At 66.2% G+C, this 16,870-nt stretch carries 14 protein-coding genes; 10 read left to right on the top strand and 4 right to left on the bottom strand.

The genetic code is table 11. The annotated features are described in order from the left end of the window. Positions 1-37: 37 nt before the first annotated feature. The 7 genes from AC1RDJ_RS04885 to AC1RDJ_RS04915 are packed head-to-tail and all read left to right on the top strand — an operon-like array spanning position 38 to position 7,647. Complete coding sequence (locus AC1RDJ_RS04885) at positions 38-751, top strand: hypothetical protein (RefSeq protein WP_493026672.1); 714 nt, start codon at positions 38-40, stop codon at positions 749-751. Positions 752-755: 4 nt separating this feature from the next. Next, complete coding sequence (locus AC1RDJ_RS04890) at positions 756-2,111, top strand: hypothetical protein (RefSeq protein ID WP_493026674.1); 1,356 nt, start codon at positions 756-758, stop codon at positions 2,109-2,111. Between the two features lie 10 nt (positions 2,112-2,121). Then, positions 2,122-4,284, top strand: a complete 2,163-nt coding sequence (locus AC1RDJ_RS04895; protein ID WP_493026676.1) for a hypothetical protein — start codon at positions 2,122-2,124, stop codon at positions 4,282-4,284. Between the two features lie 20 nt (positions 4,285-4,304). Continuing rightward, positions 4,305-5,372, top strand: coding sequence for an aminotransferase class I/II-fold pyridoxal phosphate-dependent enzyme (locus AC1RDJ_RS04900; protein ID WP_493026677.1), 1,068 nt, complete (start codon positions 4,305-4,307; stop codon positions 5,370-5,372). After that, complete coding sequence (locus AC1RDJ_RS04905; RefSeq protein WP_493026679.1) at positions 5,356-6,207, top strand: hypothetical protein; 852 nt, start codon at positions 5,356-5,358, stop codon at positions 6,205-6,207. The genes AC1RDJ_RS04900 and AC1RDJ_RS04905 overlap by 17 nt, the downstream gene beginning before the upstream one ends. Before the next feature lie 29 nt (positions 6,208-6,236). Further along, positions 6,237-6,887: a hypothetical protein gene (locus AC1RDJ_RS04910; RefSeq protein WP_493026681.1), complete on the top strand. Its 651-nt coding sequence runs from the start codon at positions 6,237-6,239 to the stop codon at positions 6,885-6,887. Between the two features lie 25 nt (positions 6,888-6,912). Beyond that, positions 6,913-7,647 (top strand): amidohydrolase family protein, encoded by a 735-nt coding sequence (locus AC1RDJ_RS04915; RefSeq protein WP_289886269.1) that lies wholly within the window; start codon positions 6,913-6,915, stop codon positions 7,645-7,647. A gap of 17 nt (positions 7,648-7,664) precedes the next feature. Here the strand turns inward: AC1RDJ_RS04915 and AC1RDJ_RS04920 are convergent, their stop codons facing one another. From AC1RDJ_RS04920 to AC1RDJ_RS04935, 4 genes are all read right to left on the bottom strand, one after another. Next, positions 7,665-9,050 carry a sigma-54-dependent transcriptional regulator gene (locus AC1RDJ_RS04920; RefSeq protein WP_493026682.1) on the bottom strand — a complete coding sequence of 462 codons (1,386 nt, stop codon included), beginning with the start codon at positions 9,048-9,050 and terminating at the stop codon, positions 7,665-7,667. Between the two features lie 272 nt (positions 9,051-9,322). Further along, on the bottom strand, positions 9,323-11,581 hold the full coding sequence (locus tag AC1RDJ_RS04925; RefSeq protein ID WP_071323284.1) for an arginine/lysine/ornithine decarboxylase: 2,259 nt from the start codon (positions 11,579-11,581) through the stop codon (positions 9,323-9,325). A gap of 258 nt (positions 11,582-11,839) precedes the next feature. After that, positions 11,840-12,325, bottom strand: coding sequence for a dihydrofolate reductase (locus tag AC1RDJ_RS04930; RefSeq protein WP_493026683.1), 486 nt, complete (start codon positions 12,323-12,325; stop codon positions 11,840-11,842). 60 nt (positions 12,326-12,385) lie between these two features. Further along, on the bottom strand, positions 12,386-13,192 hold the full coding sequence (locus AC1RDJ_RS04935; protein ID WP_493026684.1) for an alpha/beta fold hydrolase: 807 nt from the start codon (positions 13,190-13,192) through the stop codon (positions 12,386-12,388). Positions 13,193-13,381: 189 nt separating this feature from the next. Between AC1RDJ_RS04935 and AC1RDJ_RS04940 the strand changes: the two genes are divergently transcribed. The 3 genes from AC1RDJ_RS04940 (at position 13,382) to AC1RDJ_RS04950 (ending at position 16,837) form a co-directional block, all read left to right on the top strand. Next, positions 13,382-13,957, top strand: a complete 576-nt coding sequence (locus tag AC1RDJ_RS04940) for a TerD family protein (RefSeq protein ID WP_071323286.1) — start codon at positions 13,382-13,384, stop codon at positions 13,955-13,957. 249 nt (positions 13,958-14,206) lie between these two features. After that, positions 14,207-15,457 carry a TerD family protein gene (locus tag AC1RDJ_RS04945; protein WP_493026686.1) on the top strand — a complete coding sequence of 417 codons (1,251 nt, stop codon included), beginning with the start codon at positions 14,207-14,209 and terminating at the stop codon, positions 15,455-15,457. Between the two features lie 45 nt (positions 15,458-15,502). Continuing rightward, positions 15,503-16,837: a VWA domain-containing protein gene (locus AC1RDJ_RS04950; protein WP_493026687.1), complete on the top strand. Its 1,335-nt coding sequence runs from the start codon at positions 15,503-15,505 to the stop codon at positions 16,835-16,837. The last annotated feature ends 33 nt before the right edge of the window (positions 16,838-16,870 follow it).

Here is a 16,870-nt window from a genome sequence, read left to right on the forward strand (position 1 = left end):
TAGGGTCAACTGAGGTTTCAACTTTTAGGAGTTCATCATGCATGACATAGATCGTACGACCCTGGAATATGGGCAGGAGATGTCGGGCTTTGAGGCGGAACAGTTCGAATTTGGCCAGGGCGAGTGGAGCGGCGAGGGTGGCTCGAACGCCATGTTTTCCGAGGCGGAAGAAATGGAGCTGGCCAATGAATTGTTGTCGGTCAGTAATGAGGCCGAACTCGAGCAGTTTCTCGGCAATTTCCTGCGCAAGGCCGCCTCCGTGGCGGGCGGCATCATCAAGTCGCCCGTGGGCCAGGCCATCGGCGGCGTGCTCAAGGGTGTGGCGAAGAAAGCCATTCCGCTGGCTGGCGGCGCCATCGGCGGTTATTTCGGCGGCCCGCTGGGCGCCAAGATCGGCAGCGGCCTGGCCTCGGCCGCCGGCAGCGCGCTGGGCCTGGAGGCGGAAGCGTCATCGAACGAGGACCGCGAATTCGAGGGCGCCAAGCAATTCGTGCGCCTGGCCGCCGATACCGTCAACCGCGCGGCCCAGGCACGCGGTTCGGGCGATCCGCGCGCCATCGCCCAGGCGGCGGCCAGCGCCGCGGCGCGCCAGTTCGCGCCCGGACTGCTGGCGCGTGCGGGCAGCCAGGTCGCCACGCAGAACGACGCCGGCAGCCAGGCGCCGGGCGCCGCGCGCAGCCAGGCCGGCATGCGTCCGGCCAGCGGCCGCTGGGCACGCCAGGGCCACAAGATCGTCCTCTACGGCGTCTGAGATCATGGCCATCGGCGCTTACGCTGCCTGGATGCTGGCGCAGGAGGCGCGCTCGCTGCTGACGCGGCTGGCGCGGCTGGAGCCGTTCGCGCTGATCGAGCCGACGGTGCTGGCGGCCGCCCTGATGCCCAGCGCCCAGTCGGCCATCGAAAGCCAGCTGGTGCAGGGCCGGCGCGAATTGCGGCGCATGGTGGCCCAGTTCCAGTGGTGGCTGCGGCGCGAGCAGGCCGACGGCGCCAGCATGGCCACGGCCGCCGAGGCGCAGCGCCGGTTTACCTTCCTGCGCCTGAAATTCAATGCCGCGCTGACCCAGTTCGACCTGTTCAACGAGGTCATCACGCAGCGCAGCGAGCACAAGACGGGCGTGTGGCTGGCCGGCCTCGACATCGTCGCCGCCGACGCGCTGGCGCTGCCTGGCGACGTGTACCAGGCGCCGCCCGTGATCTGCTACCTGGACCGGGGGCCGGGGGCGGCCATCCGCCGCGCGCGCACGCGCCTGCCAGGCGGCGGCGACAATCCCGTTGCCATCATCCGCCTGCCGCGCGAACGCATGATCGGCAGCAGCATCGCTTCTTCGCTGGTGCACGAGGTGGGGCACCAGGGCGCGGCGCTGCTGGACCTGGTGGCTTCGCTGCGGCCCGTGCTGCAAGCGATGCAGCATGGCGGCAGCGGCGCCGTGCACGTGTGGCAGCTGTGGGAACGGTGGATCTCCGAGATCGTGGCCGATTTCTGGTCGCTGGCGCGCGTCGGCGTGGCCGCCACCCTGGGCCTGATCGGCGTCGTCAGCCTGCCGCGCGTGTTTGTCTTCCGCCTCAACGTGGACGATCCCCACCCGGTGCCGTGGCTGCGGGTCAGGCTCAGCTGCGCCATGGGCCGGGCCCTGTATCCGCACCCGCAATGGAGCCGCCTGGAGCAGCTGTGGCTGTCGTACTACCCGCTGGCGGGCCTGCCCTTGTTCCAGCAGCGGCTGCTGGAACAACTGCAAGCGAGCATGGCGGCCCTGGTCGGCCTGCTGGTGCAGCACCGGCCACCGGCCCTGCGCGGCGCCTCGCTGGCCGAAAGCATGGCCGTGCAGGCACGCCAGCCGGCCAGGCTGGGCCATTTGTTTCGCAGCTGGAACCTGGTGCCTGGGCAGATGTACGAGGCCGCGCCCACCCTGGTGTTTGCCGTGCTGGGCCAGGCGCGCGCCAGCGGCAGCCTGAGTCCCGAGGACGAAAGCGAGCTGCTGGGACGCCTGCTGACGCACTGGGCCTTGCGCAGCACCCTGGACACGTCGGAACTGTGCGCCGATGTCGTGCGGCATGGCCGCCAGGCTGGCGGGACGGTGCCGCCCCCGGCATCCCGTTTGATTATCCATTGAGGAGAATGACATGAGCAGCAAGATGAGCAGCAAAATGAGCGGCAAGGGCGGGGGGGCGGGCCAGGCGGGCCCGAAAAACCGGGGCGGCAGCATCGCCGTCACCGTGCACGAGCACGATAGCGGGGTGCGGGTCGTCAACGCGGCCGTCAGCCTGTACCGGGGGCTGGATGCCGATTGCCATAATTTCAATGCCGCCACGTGGGTGGCCGATCCGGCCATGCTGGTCGGCGTGCGCTGGACCGATGGCAATGGCTGCACCGTGTTTTCCGACCTGGCGACGGGCAGTTACGTGGGGCGGTACGGCAATTTTCCGGCCACGGCGCCCCAGTGCGTGACGGTGCAGTCCGGCTGCAGCGCCGTGCTGTGCTTCAAGCCCCAGCTCAACCCGCAGGTGGGGCTGACGTTTGAAACGGCCGACTGCCATCCCAGCGACTGCAATTTCGGCCGCGTGGGCGACCGCGCCATCGCCAGCGTGTCGTTTGACGGCGATCAAAGCGCCGATGGGCGCGACCTGGTGCAGGTGCTGGCCGCCTCGCCGTGGGTACCCATGCGCGGCACGCCAAACGCGTTTTCCACGCCCGTGCGGCGCGCCGGCATGCACCGCTTCGGCGCGCAGATGATGCTGTCGCAGCGGCCGGAGCTGCTTGGTGCGCTGCCCGTGCCGGAGGGCCTCAGCCCGAATGCCATGCTGGCCGTGGATGCCGATTACGAGACGGAAGAGCGCCAGCCATCGCCGATCACGGGCAATGTGGGGGTGTCGCTGACGCGCACGGAAACGGAGCCGACCGAGGATTTGCCGCTGTGGACCCTGATACGCAACAGTACCGAGGCCATGTCGTTTACGAACTACCTGCATTTCATGGACAGCCTGTTCTGCGGCGACCTGGCGAGCGTGCGCGGCTTCGAGCAGGAGCGCTTCGTCAAGAAGGCCGACATGTTCCAGCAGCTCAAGCAGCGCCGCGCGCTGCCGTTTTCCGATTCCGATTCCTACCGCGTGCTGAAAGTGGCGACGGAAGCGTTCGTGATGGTCAATTGCGGCGTGCTGAACCAGCCGCTGGCCTTCAATCCGGCCGAGGACAACGCCTACCTGGACCGGCGCGACATTCCCCAGGGACGCGACCTGGAAACCGTGCTGCGCAACGACTACCTGGAAAACATCGACGGCTTCCAGACCTTGCCGTATCTGGCCGTGATCCGCCGCAAGCTGCCCGACATCCCGATCAGCATCCCGCGCGGCCAGGAAGGCGAAGTGGATCTGTGCTTTGGCATCATCCAGGAAAAGCTGGCCAATCCCTGCCTGCTGGAACTGATCTGGTCGTACTGGCATGAAGAGGGCATGCTGGTGCAGACCATGAATGCCATCACGCAGCGCTTCCAGAACCTGCGCGCGCCCGGCGGCGGCCTCGACCCGCTGTCGAATACGGAAATCGACATGCTGCGCCCGCTGAATAACTTGCTGTGGGGATACACGCAAGATGAGCAGCACCGGCTGACCGTGGTGCGCCGCAATTACGAGTACGACCACCATTACGGCGTGCGTCTCGACGGCAAGGCGGTCCAGCACTTCCGGCCAGCCGACAGCCGCTCGAAGTTCCTGGAAGCGTTCCACCACCTGCTACGCCTGCTCACCTCGTTCTACAAGCAGGACGACGACACCACCGTCAAGGCGGACGCCTTCCCCGTGCTGAATGCGCTCAAGGAAATCCATTTGATCCTGTCGCAGGGCGCGCACAACCAGTTCGGCGACTTGCCGTCGACGGCGCGTATCGAGATGCTGATGCAGCAATGGATGCTGGCGCGGCCCGAATTCCGCGAATTCCTGCCCACGCGCGTGATGGTGGCATATCCGGAACCGTGGATGGACCGCGTCGACGCCATGAAGAAACTGCAAGGCTGGACCGATACGAGCGTGATGCACTTCCGCAACCTGGCCATCTTCGGCGAACAGTTGCTGCTGTCTGTGCGCTATGGCAACTGGAGCGACATCTATGAACCGACGCAGGCGTTCAACTGGGCACGCTTCTGGCGTCCGCAAGTGCAGGGCTATATCCACGGCTACCGTGCCGCCACCGGGGTCGACCTGTCCGTCGACAGCAGCGACCCGGTGGTCGAAGCGACCATGCCCTCGGTGCTGCTGCGCCAGCGTTTGAGCCAGCAGCTGCGCAGCGTCTAGGGTGGGAGCGGGGCGGGGGCATGCTCGACTTTACCAGCGCCCTCTACCTGGGCATGCGCCACCCCTCGGCCCAGCTGGCGCCGTGGAGCTGCCTGACCCTGGGCCAGCCGGCGGCCCTGCGGGAGCCGCCGGGCGCGCAGGCGGTGGCGGCCGACCTGGCGGCGCTGCAGGATTGTGAGGCGGCTTGCGTGCTGCCGTCGACGCTGCACCTGTTCTGGGACCTGTTTGGCATGCTGGCGGCCGACCGGCTGGTGATCCTCGTCGACGGCGGCAGTTATGCCATCGCGCGCTGGGGCGCCGAGCGGGCGCAGGCGTTGGGCTTGCCGCTGCAGGTGTTTCCGGCCGGCGACGTGGTGGCGCTGCGCCGGCTGGCCGCGGCCTGGGGCAATGGCGGGCCGGTCGCCAGGCGCGGCGGCCGGCGGCCCCTGATCCTGGCCGATGGCTATGTGCCCGGCAGCGACGCGGCGCCGCCGCTGGCCAGCTACGCGGCCATCGCGCGGCACGGTGGCGGCTACCTGCTGCTGGACGATACGCAGGTGCTGGGCGTATCGGGGCCGAACGGTGGCGGGTCGGCACGGCAACATGGTTTGCGGGACGGACACGACGGCAATGGCGGCCACCTGCTCATCGGCGCTTCGCTGGCCAAGGGCTTCGGCGTGCCGCTGGCCGTGCTGGCGGGCAGCGCCAGCCTGCTGCGGCGCTTTGCGGCGCAGAGCCAGACGCGCGTGCATGCCAGTCCGCCATCGGCGGCCGTGCTGGCGGCGGCGCGGCGGGCGCTGGCGCTCAATGCGCGGCATGGCGATGCCCTGCGCGCCAGGCTGGCGGCCAATGTGGCGCAATGGCGGGCCGCGATGGCGGCCGCCGGTATCGCTTGCCGTGGCGGCAGCTTTCCCGTGCAGCGCCTGCCAGGCCGCGCCAGCCTGCAGGACGCCTTGCGCGAGGCCGGCGTGCTGGCGCTGGCGCAAGCGGGGGGCGGCAGCGGAGCACTGACTTTTTTGTTGCGGGCGGACCATGCACCGGCGCAGTTGGCGCAGGCCATGGCGCTACTTGAACATCACACGAGGAGGCGATATGAACGAGGCATTTGAAATGCTGTCCTTTATGGGGCAGCCTCAGGCAGCTGGCGGGCAGGAGCAGGAGTGGGCCGGCGAATGGGCGACAGAGTGGGAAGGGGAGTGGACCGGGGAGGACGAAGGCGAGTGGGAAGGCGAGCGCCCGCGTCCCGGCGGCCCGCGCGGCGGCCTGCGCAGCGGCGGCCTGCGCGCGCGCCCGCCGCTGCGCGGACAGCGCCGTCCCGTGCCGCCGCGCTACCAGGGGCGCCGTCCGCCGCGCCCGCCGCCCTTGCCCTACCTGCCGCCGCGCTTCCGGGGCTGGGGCGGTTACGCGCCGATCTACCCGGCCATCTATCCGGCGGCCTATCCCGTGCCGGAGCCTGCATTTGGCGACCGGCAGGGGCCGGATCAGGTGCTCGACCCGGACCAGGGACAGGACCAGGGCGGCGCGGACGATGACCAGCAACAGGGCGAAATCCCGCCCACCCTGGCCGGCACCCTGGGCCGGGTACCGGAAGCGGCTGCCTTGCGCTACCAGGCGCTGGGACCGCTCGCCGATGCCTTGCGCGATCCGAATGGCCGCGGCCCCGGGCTGTATGTGATCGAATTCGATGCGGGCGGGCGCCGCCGCGCCTACAGCGGGCAGACGGATGACCTGCACCGGCGCCTGCTGCAGCACCGCCTGTGCGGCCAGATGATGGGCGTCGACCTGAGCACGCATCAGGTGTACGTGGCGGCCCTGTCCTCGGCAGCGCAGCGGCGCCGCATCGAGCAGCGCATCCACGACGACATGTTTGCCAACCAGCGCGGCGTGCTGACCAACCAGCGGCGCGAGCTGGAACTGGCCGTGCTCGGTGAATTGTGGACTTGAAGCGCCCTAACTCAGCGAAGGAGAGCATCATGCACCGACTCGAATGTGAATGCGCGCAATGCCGGCAACGTGCCGGCGCCGCGTTTGAAGTGCTGGAATTCGGCCAGGACTGGCCCGGCAAGGGCAGCGCTACGGCCATCATGAGCGAAGAGGAAGAGCTGCAACTGGCCATGGAGTTGCTGGAAGTGTCCAGCGAGGATGAACTCGACCAGTTCCTCGGCAAGGTCTTCAAGAGCGTGTGGAAAGGCGTCAAGAAGGTGGGCTCGACCATCGCCAAGGTGGCCAAGCCCCTGGGCGGCGCCTTGAAAGCCGTGGCCAAGACGGCCTTGCCCTTTGTCGGCGGCGCGCTCGGCTCGATGATCCCCATACCGGGCGTGGGCACGGCGCTGGGCTCGGCCCTGGGGCGGGCCGCCAGCAATGCGCTGGAGCTGGAAATGGCGGCCGGGGCGCCAGCCGACCGCGAACTGGAGATGGCGCGCCGCTTCGTGCGCATCGCGGGGCAGGCGGCGCGCCTGGCCACCGAAGGCGATGGCAGTCCGCGCGCCGTGGAAAGCGCGCTGACGCGGGCCCTGCACCAGCAATTGCCGCATTTCCGTTCGGCCGCGCCAGACAGCGAGGACGAGAGCGGGCGCTGGCGCCGGCGCGGCAACCGCATCGTCGTGATGGGCGACTGGAATTGAGCGGCCAGCGGCCGGGGAGGGCGGCGTGGTTCCCGTCATCGATTGCCATTGCCATGCCGGTCCCGGCGACGGCTTGAGCGGACCGTGGGACAGCGATGCGCCGCTGCAAGCGTACCTGCGCCGCGCGCGGGCGGCCGGCATCGCCCGCAGCGTGCTGTTTGCCACCTTCCATTCCGATTACGCCATCGCCAACCACGGCGTGGCGCGCCTTGTCGCCGGCGATCCGCAGCGCTACTACGGTTTTGCCTTCGTGCATGCGCGGCGCGACCGGGGGCGCATCATGGACCTGGTGCGCACGGCCGTCGAGCGCTACGGCTTTGTCGGCATCAAGGCGCACCGCCTGGACGCGCGCATCAGCGGCGAGCTCTGCGATGCGGCGCGCGCCTTCGGCTTGCCCGTGCTGTACGACCCGGCCGGCGAGGTGGCCGTGGCCGAATTGCTGGCGCAACAGTATCCCGACGTCAATTTCATCCTGCCCCACCTGGGCAGCTTCGGCGACGACTGGGCGGCGCAGCTGGCCTTGATCGATCACCTGGCGCGCCACGCGAACATCTACACGGACAGCTCGGGCGTGCGCCGCTTCGACTTGCTGGAGCAGGCCGTGCGGCGCGCCGGGCCGCACAAGATCCTGTTCGGCTCGGACGGGCCCTGGCTGCATCCGGGCCTGGAGCTGCACAAGATCCACTTGCTGAACCTGCCGCCGCTGGACGCGGCGCTGATCACGGGCGGCAATTTCTTGCGCCTGGCACGGCTGGCTTGAGGTGGATCAAGGGAGGATCAAGGGGCGGCCGGCGTGGCCGATGTCGCAGCCGCCTGCGCCGCGCAGGCGGCTGCCTTGCGGCGTATCTGCAGGGCGCGGTCGGTCACGCCCAGGCGGGCTGCGGCGCGCTGGTTGTTGCCGTGCTCTTCCGCCAGCACGAGGCGGATGGCCATGTCGGTGGCGCAGCGCGTGATACACGACAGGTTCAGGCCCAGGCTCAGGGCGCGCCGGATGGCCGCTTCGAAATGCGGGTCGGGCCAGGGCGGTGCCAGCAGCCGCTCTTCGGGCGGCAGGGCACCGATGGTGATGGGGCCGGGACCGCAATGGCGGTGCCAGATGCGCGTGACCGTCTGGCGCAGTTCGCGCACATTGCCCGGGTAGTCGCGCAGCAGCAGGTATTCGCGCACGGCGGCGTCGAGCGGGGGCGGCGACTGTTGCGCCAGCTCGGCCAGGAAATGCCGGGCCAGCGGCAGGATGTCGTCCTGGCGCTCGCGCAGCGGCGGTGTCTGGCAATGCCAGCCCGCGATGCGGTAATACAGGTCGGCGCGAAAGGCGCCGCGCGCCACTTCGCCCTCCAGCTCGCGGTTGGTGGCGCAGACGAGGCGAAACTGCGTCGGCTGCCAGCTGCTGCCGCCCACGCGCTTGTATTTGCGTTCCTGGATGGCGCGCAGCAGCTGTGCCTGCAGGGGCAGGGGTAGTTCGCCCACTTCGTCGAGGAACAGCACGCCGCCGTCGGCCAGGGCGAAGGCGCCGTCGCGCGCGCCGGCCGCGCCCGTGAAGGCGCCCCGTTCATGCCCGAACAACTCGCTGCCGGCCAGTTCCGGCGACAGCGTGGTGCAGTCGAGGATGGTCAGCTCGCCCCTGCAGTTGCTGAGGCGATGGATCAGTTGCGCCAGTAGATCCTTGCCCGTGCCCGTCTCGCCCGTGATCAGCATCGACGCCTGGCTGAACGCGGCCATTTCCACCACATGGTGCAGCAAGGCATTCCAGGCGGCGCTGTCGCCCACCAGGTGCCGGCGCACGGCGCTCGATGCCAGCAACTGCGCCACCGCCTGCCAGCGCTGCAGCCGCGCCAGCACCTGGCCCGCATCGACGCTGCCGGGCGGCCACAGCAGCACGTCGAGCGCGCCGGCCGCCATCACGGCCCGCTGTTGCGCGCAGCTCAGGGGCTGGCCGCAGGCGGCAATCGCCAGCACGCGCGCCCGTTGGCACAAGGCGGGCAGCGTTTGCAGCAAGGCCGCATCGGCGTGCGAAAACAGGACGATGCCATGGCCGTCGCGCTCGCTGTCGCGCTGCGGCACGATAGTTGCCTGAGCCTGCTTCAAGGCTGCAGCCAGCAAGGCGCCACTGCCAGCCGCCGCCTGCTGCACGATTTCCAGCCACACCTTGAGCGCCATAGTCATCCCTCCACGAGGGCAGGAGTCGCCCATCTTAGGAGCACGTCACCCCAGCCGTTTGATCTGGCGCAAGCGTGCGCGGTAGCCGGAAATGAAAAACGCCACCTGAAAGGTGGCGCTAATGCGTGCAGTTCAACGAACGTCACAACGGGTCATCCGATCGTAGCGGGCGGCAGCGAGGCCCGGCGCCCCCTTGTGGCCAGGAAGCGCAGCCGTACTTTCGTACGGTGAGCATCGCCGGCCGCAAAGCGCGGCGGGCTAGATTGGATGAGCCGTCACTAGTCGTCCATCTTGACGCAGTCGACGAAGTAACCGCGCTTGCCATCGACCTCGCGTTTCACGAGACCATGCACATCCGTCTCGAAGCCAGGGAAGCGCTCGTTGAAGTCGCGCGCGAAGCGCAGGTAGTCGACGATGGTCTTGTTGAAGCGTTCGCCCGGGATCAAGAGCGGGATGCCCGGTGGGTACGGCGTCAGCAGGATGGACGTGATGCGGCCTTCCAGGTCGTCGATGGCGACGCGCTCGATTTCACGGTGCGCCATCTTGGCGAAGGCGTCCGACGGCTTCATGGCCGGGATCATGTCCGACAGATACATTTCCGTCGTCAAACGGGCCACGTCGTAGGCCTTGTAGAAGTCGTGGATCTGCTGGCACAGGTCGCGCAAGCCCATCTTCTCGTAGCGCGGGTTGGCTGCCGCGAATTCCGGCAGGATGCGCCACATCGGCTGGTTCTTGTCGTAATCGTCCTTGAACTGCTGCAGCGCCGTCAGCAGGGTATTCCAGCGGCCCTTGGTGATGCCGATGGTAAACATGATGAAGAACGAATACAGGCCGCATTTTTCAATGATGACGCCATGCTCGGCCAGGTACTTGGTGACGATGGACGCGGGAATGCCCGTGTCGCCGAACTGGCCGTCCAGCGACAGGCCCGGGTTGACGATGGTCGCCTTGATCGGGTCGAGCATGTTGAAGCCGGGAGCCAGGTCGCCGAAACCGTGCCAGTCGTCCTCGGCGCGTATCATCCAGTCGGCCTGTTCGCCCATGCCTTCGTCGTTGAAGTTGTCCGGCCCCCACACCTGGAACCACCAGTCCTGGCCCCATTCCTGGTCGATCTTCTTCATGGCGCGACGGAAATCGAGCGCTTCCATGATCGATTCTTCCACCAGGGCCGTGCCGCCCGGCGCTTCCATCATGGCCGCGGCCACGTCGAGCGACGCGATGATGGAATACTGCGGCGAGGTCGAGGTGTGCATCAGGTACGCTTCGTTGAAGGCATCCTGGTCCAGCTTGACCGTATCCGATTCGCGCACGAGGATCTGCGAGGCCTGCGACAGGCCGGCCAGCAATTTGTGCGTGGACTGGGTCGAGAAGATCATCGATTCCTTGGCGCGCGGACGGTCCTTGCCGATGGCGTGCATGTTCTTGTAGAAATCGTGGAAGGTGGCGTGCGGCAGCCATGCTTCGTCGAAGTGCAGGGTGTCGATCTTGCCGTCCAGCATCTCGCGCAGGGTTTCCACGTTGTAGATCACGCCGTCGTAGGTCGATTGCGTGATGGTCAGGATGCGCGGCTTCTTGTTCTTCGCTTCGCGCGCGAACGGATTCGCCTCGATCTTGCGGGCAATGCTTTCCGGCGTGAATTCGTGCAGCGGGATGGGGCCGATGATGCCCAGGTGATTGCGCGTCGGCATCAGGAACACGGGAATCGCGCCGCACATGATGATCGAATGCAAGATCGACTTGTGGCAGTTGCGGTCGACGACGACGATGTCGCCCGGCGCCACGGTCGAGTGCCACACCATCTTGTTCGAGGTGGATGTGCCGTTCGTGACGAAATAGCAATGGTCGGCATTGAAGATGCGCGCCGCATTGCGTTCGGAGGCGGCGACCGGACCGGTATGGTCGAGCAGCTGGCCCAGTTCCTCGACGGCGTTGCAGACGTCGGCGCGCAGCATGTTTTCACCGAAGAACTGGTGGAACATCTGGCCGATCGGCGACTTCAGGAAGGCCACGCCGCCCGAGTGGCCGGGGCAGTGCCACGAGTAGGAGCCGTCGTTGGCGTAATGCACGAGCGCGCGGAAGAACGGCGGCGACAGGCCGTCCAGGTAGGATTTCGCTTCGCGGATGATGTGGCGCGCGACGAATTCCGGCGTATCTTCGAACATGTGGATGAAACCATGCAGTTCGCGCAGGATGTCGTTGGGGATATGGCGCGAGGTGCGCGTTTCGCCATACATATAAATAGGGATGTCGGCGTTCTTGTAGCGGATTTCCTCGACGAAGGCGCGCAGCGACTTCAGGGCGATATCGGTGTCTTCGACGGAACCGGAACCGAATTCCTCATCGTCGATCGACAGCACGAAGGCCGACGCGCGCGATTGCTGCTGGGCAAATTGCGACAAATCGCCGTAGCTGGTCACGCCCAGCACTTCCATGCCTTCTTTTTCCATTGCGGCGGCAAGGGCGCGAATACCCAGGCCGGACGTATTTTCAGAACGGAAATCCTCGTCAATGATGACGATAGGGAAACGAAATTTCATGCATGTCTCCAAAAAAGCAAGCCGCCCCTGACGTAATGGAGGGGCGGACTAGGGCGCGTCAGCCTGGCGGTATGGGTGCCGGCAGTCGCAGAAAAAAAATAAGAACGGGATTCTCGCAGAAATGCGGCGTCTGCGGGAAAAAAATATCATACAAAAAACACTTCAAGCGTGCGCTAGCGTGACGCAACGGTGTGACAGGGGTATTACAGCCATAACTTGCCGCTGGATATATGCCCCTCCAGCACGTTCAGCACCTTATCAGGCTTTGCGTTCCAGCGTGACAAAGGCATACGGCAAGCCGGATTTCTCCGACACATGCGCTTCGCGCGCGGTTTCTTGCCACACGGTATGGTCAATCGCGGGGAAAAAGGCGTCGCAGGCAAACGTCTGGCCGATTTCCGTGACGACCAGGCGCTGGGCCAGGGGCAGCGACTGCCTGTAGATCTCGGCGCCGCCGATGACATAGCCTTGCGCGCCGTCCAGCAGGGCGATGGCTTCCTCCAGCGAGCCGACGGCTTCCACGCCGTCATGGCGCCATGCGGCGTTGCGCGTGATGACGATGTTGCGGCGGTTCGGCAGCGGGCGGCCGATCGAATCGAAGGTCTTGCGGCCCATCAGGATGGGGTGGCCCGTGGTCAGGCGCTTGAAGTGGGCCAGGTCTTCCGGCAGCTTCCACGGCAAGGTGTTGTCGATGCCGATGCCGCCTTGCTGGTCCGTGGCGACGATGATGGTGAGTATGCTCATTGGTTCTGTGAAATAGGTGGGGGCAGGGCCCGATGCCCGTCATTATCCTTGAAATTGCGTTCAGGCTCCATCGGCGCCCGCAAATGCGGGCGCCGCCAGGAAGGCGCGCATGGCATCGGCCAGCGTGTCGGGCGCTTCCAGCGGGATCATGTGGCCGCAATGGTCTGCGATCATGCGCAAGGTTGCGTCAGGGAAATGTTCTGCCATTTCCCGCAGATCGGCCGGCTTGACCAGCTTGTCCTCCTCTGCGCCCACGATCAGCACGGGAAACGGCAGTTCCGCCAGGCGCCCCATCAAGTCCGGGCGGTGGATGGTGGTGATGAACTGCGCCAGCAGCACCTCCTTGCCCAGGTCCAGCCCCATTTGCCGGATCAGCCCCGTGATGGCTGCATCGTCCAGGTGCGATGGGTGCAGCAGTTCGCGCAGGCGCTGGCGGCTGATGCCCGTATACGCGTGCTGTTCGAGGATGGCGACGATGCGCTGGCGCGCCGTAATTTCCGCCGGTGGCAAACCTTTCGCGGAATTGGCGATCAACGTCAGCGACTGGACGCGACCGGGGTGGGCCAGCGCGTGTTCGATGGCCAGGTAGGCGCCCAGCGAAAAGCCCACCAGGTGCGAGCGCGGCGCGCTGTGGCTGGCGATCAGCGCCTGCATGTCCGCGCGCGTGCGGCCCTGGTGCAGGGGCACGGCGTGCAGGTGGAAGCGCTCGCCCAGGGCGGCAGCCAGGCGCGACCACATGCGTTCATCGCACAAGGTGCCGGGGAGGCAATCGAGGCGCGTGATGGTTTCCTGTAAATAATGGGTATGGCTGTTGAAATCGGTCATGGCGATGGAGGTATGCACTTGTCGAGCGGCATTATCGGTCATTTTGCCGTGCTGCTGTCCAGTGCTGCTGTCGCCTACCCGGGGCAGGGCGGCAGATGCGATGGCATTATTTTCAATAGTGCGGCTATGGCACGCATTTACTTTATGGTAGGCTCATGGCTCGCCCGGCCATTGCGCCGGCGTCGTGTTCCGTAGCACCGAATGCAACCTACTAATTAAAAAGGAAATACCATGGCGATCAGTCTGCAAAAAGGCGGCAATGTCAACCTGAGCAAGGAAGCTCCTGGCTTGAAGAAAATCGTGATTGGCCTGGGTTGGGACCCGCGCGCCACCGATGGCGCCGCATTCGACCTGGACGGCAGCGCCTTCCTGTTGAAAACGGACGGCAAGGTCCGCTCCGATGCTGATTTCATTTTCTATAACAACCTGAAGTCGGCCGATGGCTCCATCGTCCACGCGGGCGACAACACGACCGGCGGCGGCGATGGCGACGACGAGAAAGTGGCCGTCGACCTGGCCAACGTGCCGGCCGATATCGACAAGATCGCCGTGGCCGTCACCATCCACGACGCGGAAGCCCGCAAGCAGAACTTCGGCATGGTCGGCAAGGCCTACATCCGTTGCCTGAATGGCGACAATGGCGCGGAAATCGCCCGCTACGACCTGTCGGAAGACGGTTCGACGGAAGCGGCCATGATCTTCGGCGAAATCTACCGCGCCGGCAGCGAATGGAAATTCAAGGCCATTGGCCAGGGCTTCAAGGGCGGTCTGGGGCCTCTCGCACGCTCGTTCGGCATCAACGCCTAATAACACCTGTCAAAACCTACTGCGCGTCGCGATTTGCGGCCTCCGATGCTCACTGTGCTACAGCACAGCTCCGCGTCTCGGCCACAACTCGCTGCCGCTCGCTACGGTTTTGTCAGGCGTTGCTACGCATAAAATGGTCCATGGCGGCATGATGCAGCCATGGGTTTGCTATGTTATGCGCATTTCTTTGGACAACCCGCCTTGCCCTGGGCTGCTGTTCGAAGCTTTCACACCTGAATAAACAATCCCATGGAAAATCTGATCAAGGGGCAGCGTCTGGCGCTGTCCGGCCTCGTCACGGGCAACGCTTTGCAGCTGGGCATCAGCAGCGCCGGCCTGGCGCTGGACTTTGCCTGTTTCGGCCTCGACGCCAATGGCAAGCTGTCCGACGACCGCTACATGACCTTCTTCAACCAGCCGCGCACGCCATGCGGCGGCGTGGAGGCGGCCGCGCCGTCCGGTGACGCGGCCGGTTTCAGTTACCAGCTCGATCGCTTGCCGGCGTCCATCGAGCGCCTCGTCGTGACGGCTGCCATCGATGGTGCGGCCACCATGGCCCAGCTGGGCAGCGGCTGCCTGCGCCTGCTCGACGGCGCGCGCGAACTGGCGCGTTTCGCGTATGCGGGCACGGATTTTGCGCAGGAAAAAGCCGTCATGCTGGGCGAGTTTTACCGCAAGGATGGCGCCTGGCGCTTCATGGCCGTGGGACAGGGTTTCAATGGCGGCCTCGACGCGCTGGTCGCGCATTTCGGCGGCGAAGTGGCGCAGGCCGCTCCCGCTCCCGTGGCGCCGAAGATTTCCTTGTCGAAAATCTCGCTGACCAAGGCGGGCCAGACGCACAGGGTGTCGCTGGAGAAGGGCGCGGGCGCGCCGAAAAAGCTCACCGTCAAGGCCACCTGGACGGACAACGGCGATGGCGACGACGATAACGACGACCTCGACCTGCGCGTGGGCGTGCTCTTGCCGAACGGCCTGATGCGCTTCATCCAGGCGCCCGATACGGCGGGCAGCTTCGACAGCATGCCCTACGTGCGCCACCTGGGCGACGTGGCGGGCGCGTCGGGCAAGGAGCCGGCCACGGAAACGGTGGAAGTCAACCCGGCGCTGGCGCAGCATTATGGCGGCACCGTCGGCCTCGTCTTCAGCGTGTATTCGGCGCTGGCCAACGGCGCCGTGTCGGTGGCGTCCATGCGGCCGAAGATGGTCATGCAGTATGGCGAACAGATCGTCGAGTGCGCGTTCGACTTCCGCCTGTCCAAGGCGGCCGAGGACGATTCCGTCTACACCTATGTGATCGGCCTGGCGCGCATCACGCCCGACAGCATCATCCTCGAGCCGTCCGGCAGGACGTCGCCGCCGGACAGCGAAGCGACGCCGTGGCTGAGCTGGCAGGGCGAAGGCTTGCAGCTGGCCTTCAACGGTCCCGTCGTCTTTAAGGGCGAGGACAAGGATGATGAAGACGATTTCAACGCCGACAATCCACGCCGCTACATCGCCTGAGGCCGTGCAACTTCACATAACGCAGCATCGATACCGGAGAAACTGATGGAAACCTTGTCCAAGGGCCAGCGCTTGCCGCTGGCCAATCTTGTCCCCGATGGCGTGCTGGACGTTGGCGTCGCCGCGCAGGGGCTGGCGCTCGATTTTGCCTGCTTCGGCCTCGACGCCAACGGCAAGCTGTCCGACGAGCGCTACATGACCTTTTTCAACCAGCCGCGCACGCCGTGCGGCGGCGTGGAAGCGCGCGCGGCCAGCCATGGCGACAATGCCGCGTTCGCCTTCCAGCTGGCGCGCCTGCCGGCCGGCGTGGAGCGCCTGGTGCTGACGGCCTCGATCGATGGCGGCGGCGTCATGTCGCAGCTGCAGGCGGGCCATGTGCGCCTGCAGGCGGGCGGACGCGAGCTGGCCCGCTTCGCCTTTGCCGGCGCTGATTTTGCGCAAGAGAAGGCCGTCATGCTGGCCGAGCTGTACCGCAAGGACGGCGCCTGGCGCTGCATGGCCGTGGGCCAGGGCTTCAATGGGGGCCTCGATGCGCTGGTGCGCCATTTTGGCGGCGAAGTCGCTCAATCGGCCCCGGTCGCCCCGGCTGCGGCGTCGGCCGTCATGCAGGCCAAGATCGACCTGGAAAAGCGGGTCGAACGCGAAGCGCCGCAACTGGTGAGCCTGGTCAAGCAGGCGGGCGTGTCGCTGCAAAAGGTGGGCCTGTCGGCGCACCGCGCCAAGGTCTGTCTGTGCCTCGATATTTCCGGCTCCATGGGCCGGCTGTACAAGGAAGGCCTGGTGCAGCGCTTTGCCGAGCGCATCCTGGCGCTCGGCTGCAAGTTCGATGACGATGGCGAGATCGACGTTTTTCTTTTTGGCAAGAACGTCCACCACCCGGCGCCGATGGCCTTGAGCAACTGCAATACCTACGTGGGCCAGGCCATCACCCGCCACCCGCTGGAAGGCGACACGCGCTATGGCGCCGCCATGCAGGCGATCCGCGCGTTTTACTTCCCTGACGCGCGTGGCGGCGAGCGCACGCGGCCCATCGCGGCCGAGCTGCCCGTGTACGTGATGTTCGTCACCGATGGCGGCACCAGCGACCAGGCGACGACGGAGAAACAGTTGCGCTGGGCCAGCAACGAACCGATTTTCTGGCAATTCATGGGCATCGGCAAGGGGCGCAAGTCGAAGAGCAAGTTCCTCGCCGCCTTTGCCGATTCGGATTTCCCCTTCCTGGAAAAGCTCGACGAGTTGCAGGGCCGCCTGGTCGACAATGCCAATTACTTTTCCGTCAGCTCGCCCGACGAGCACAGCGATGCGGAACTGTATGACTTGCTGATGACGGAATATCCAGGCTGGCTGAAGCTGGCGCGGGGGCAGGGCTTGCTGCGTTAGCATCAGGCGCATCGGGTGAGGCTGGAATGCCAC

The organism is Janthinobacterium sp. GW822-FHT07H10, assembly GCF_058798675.1.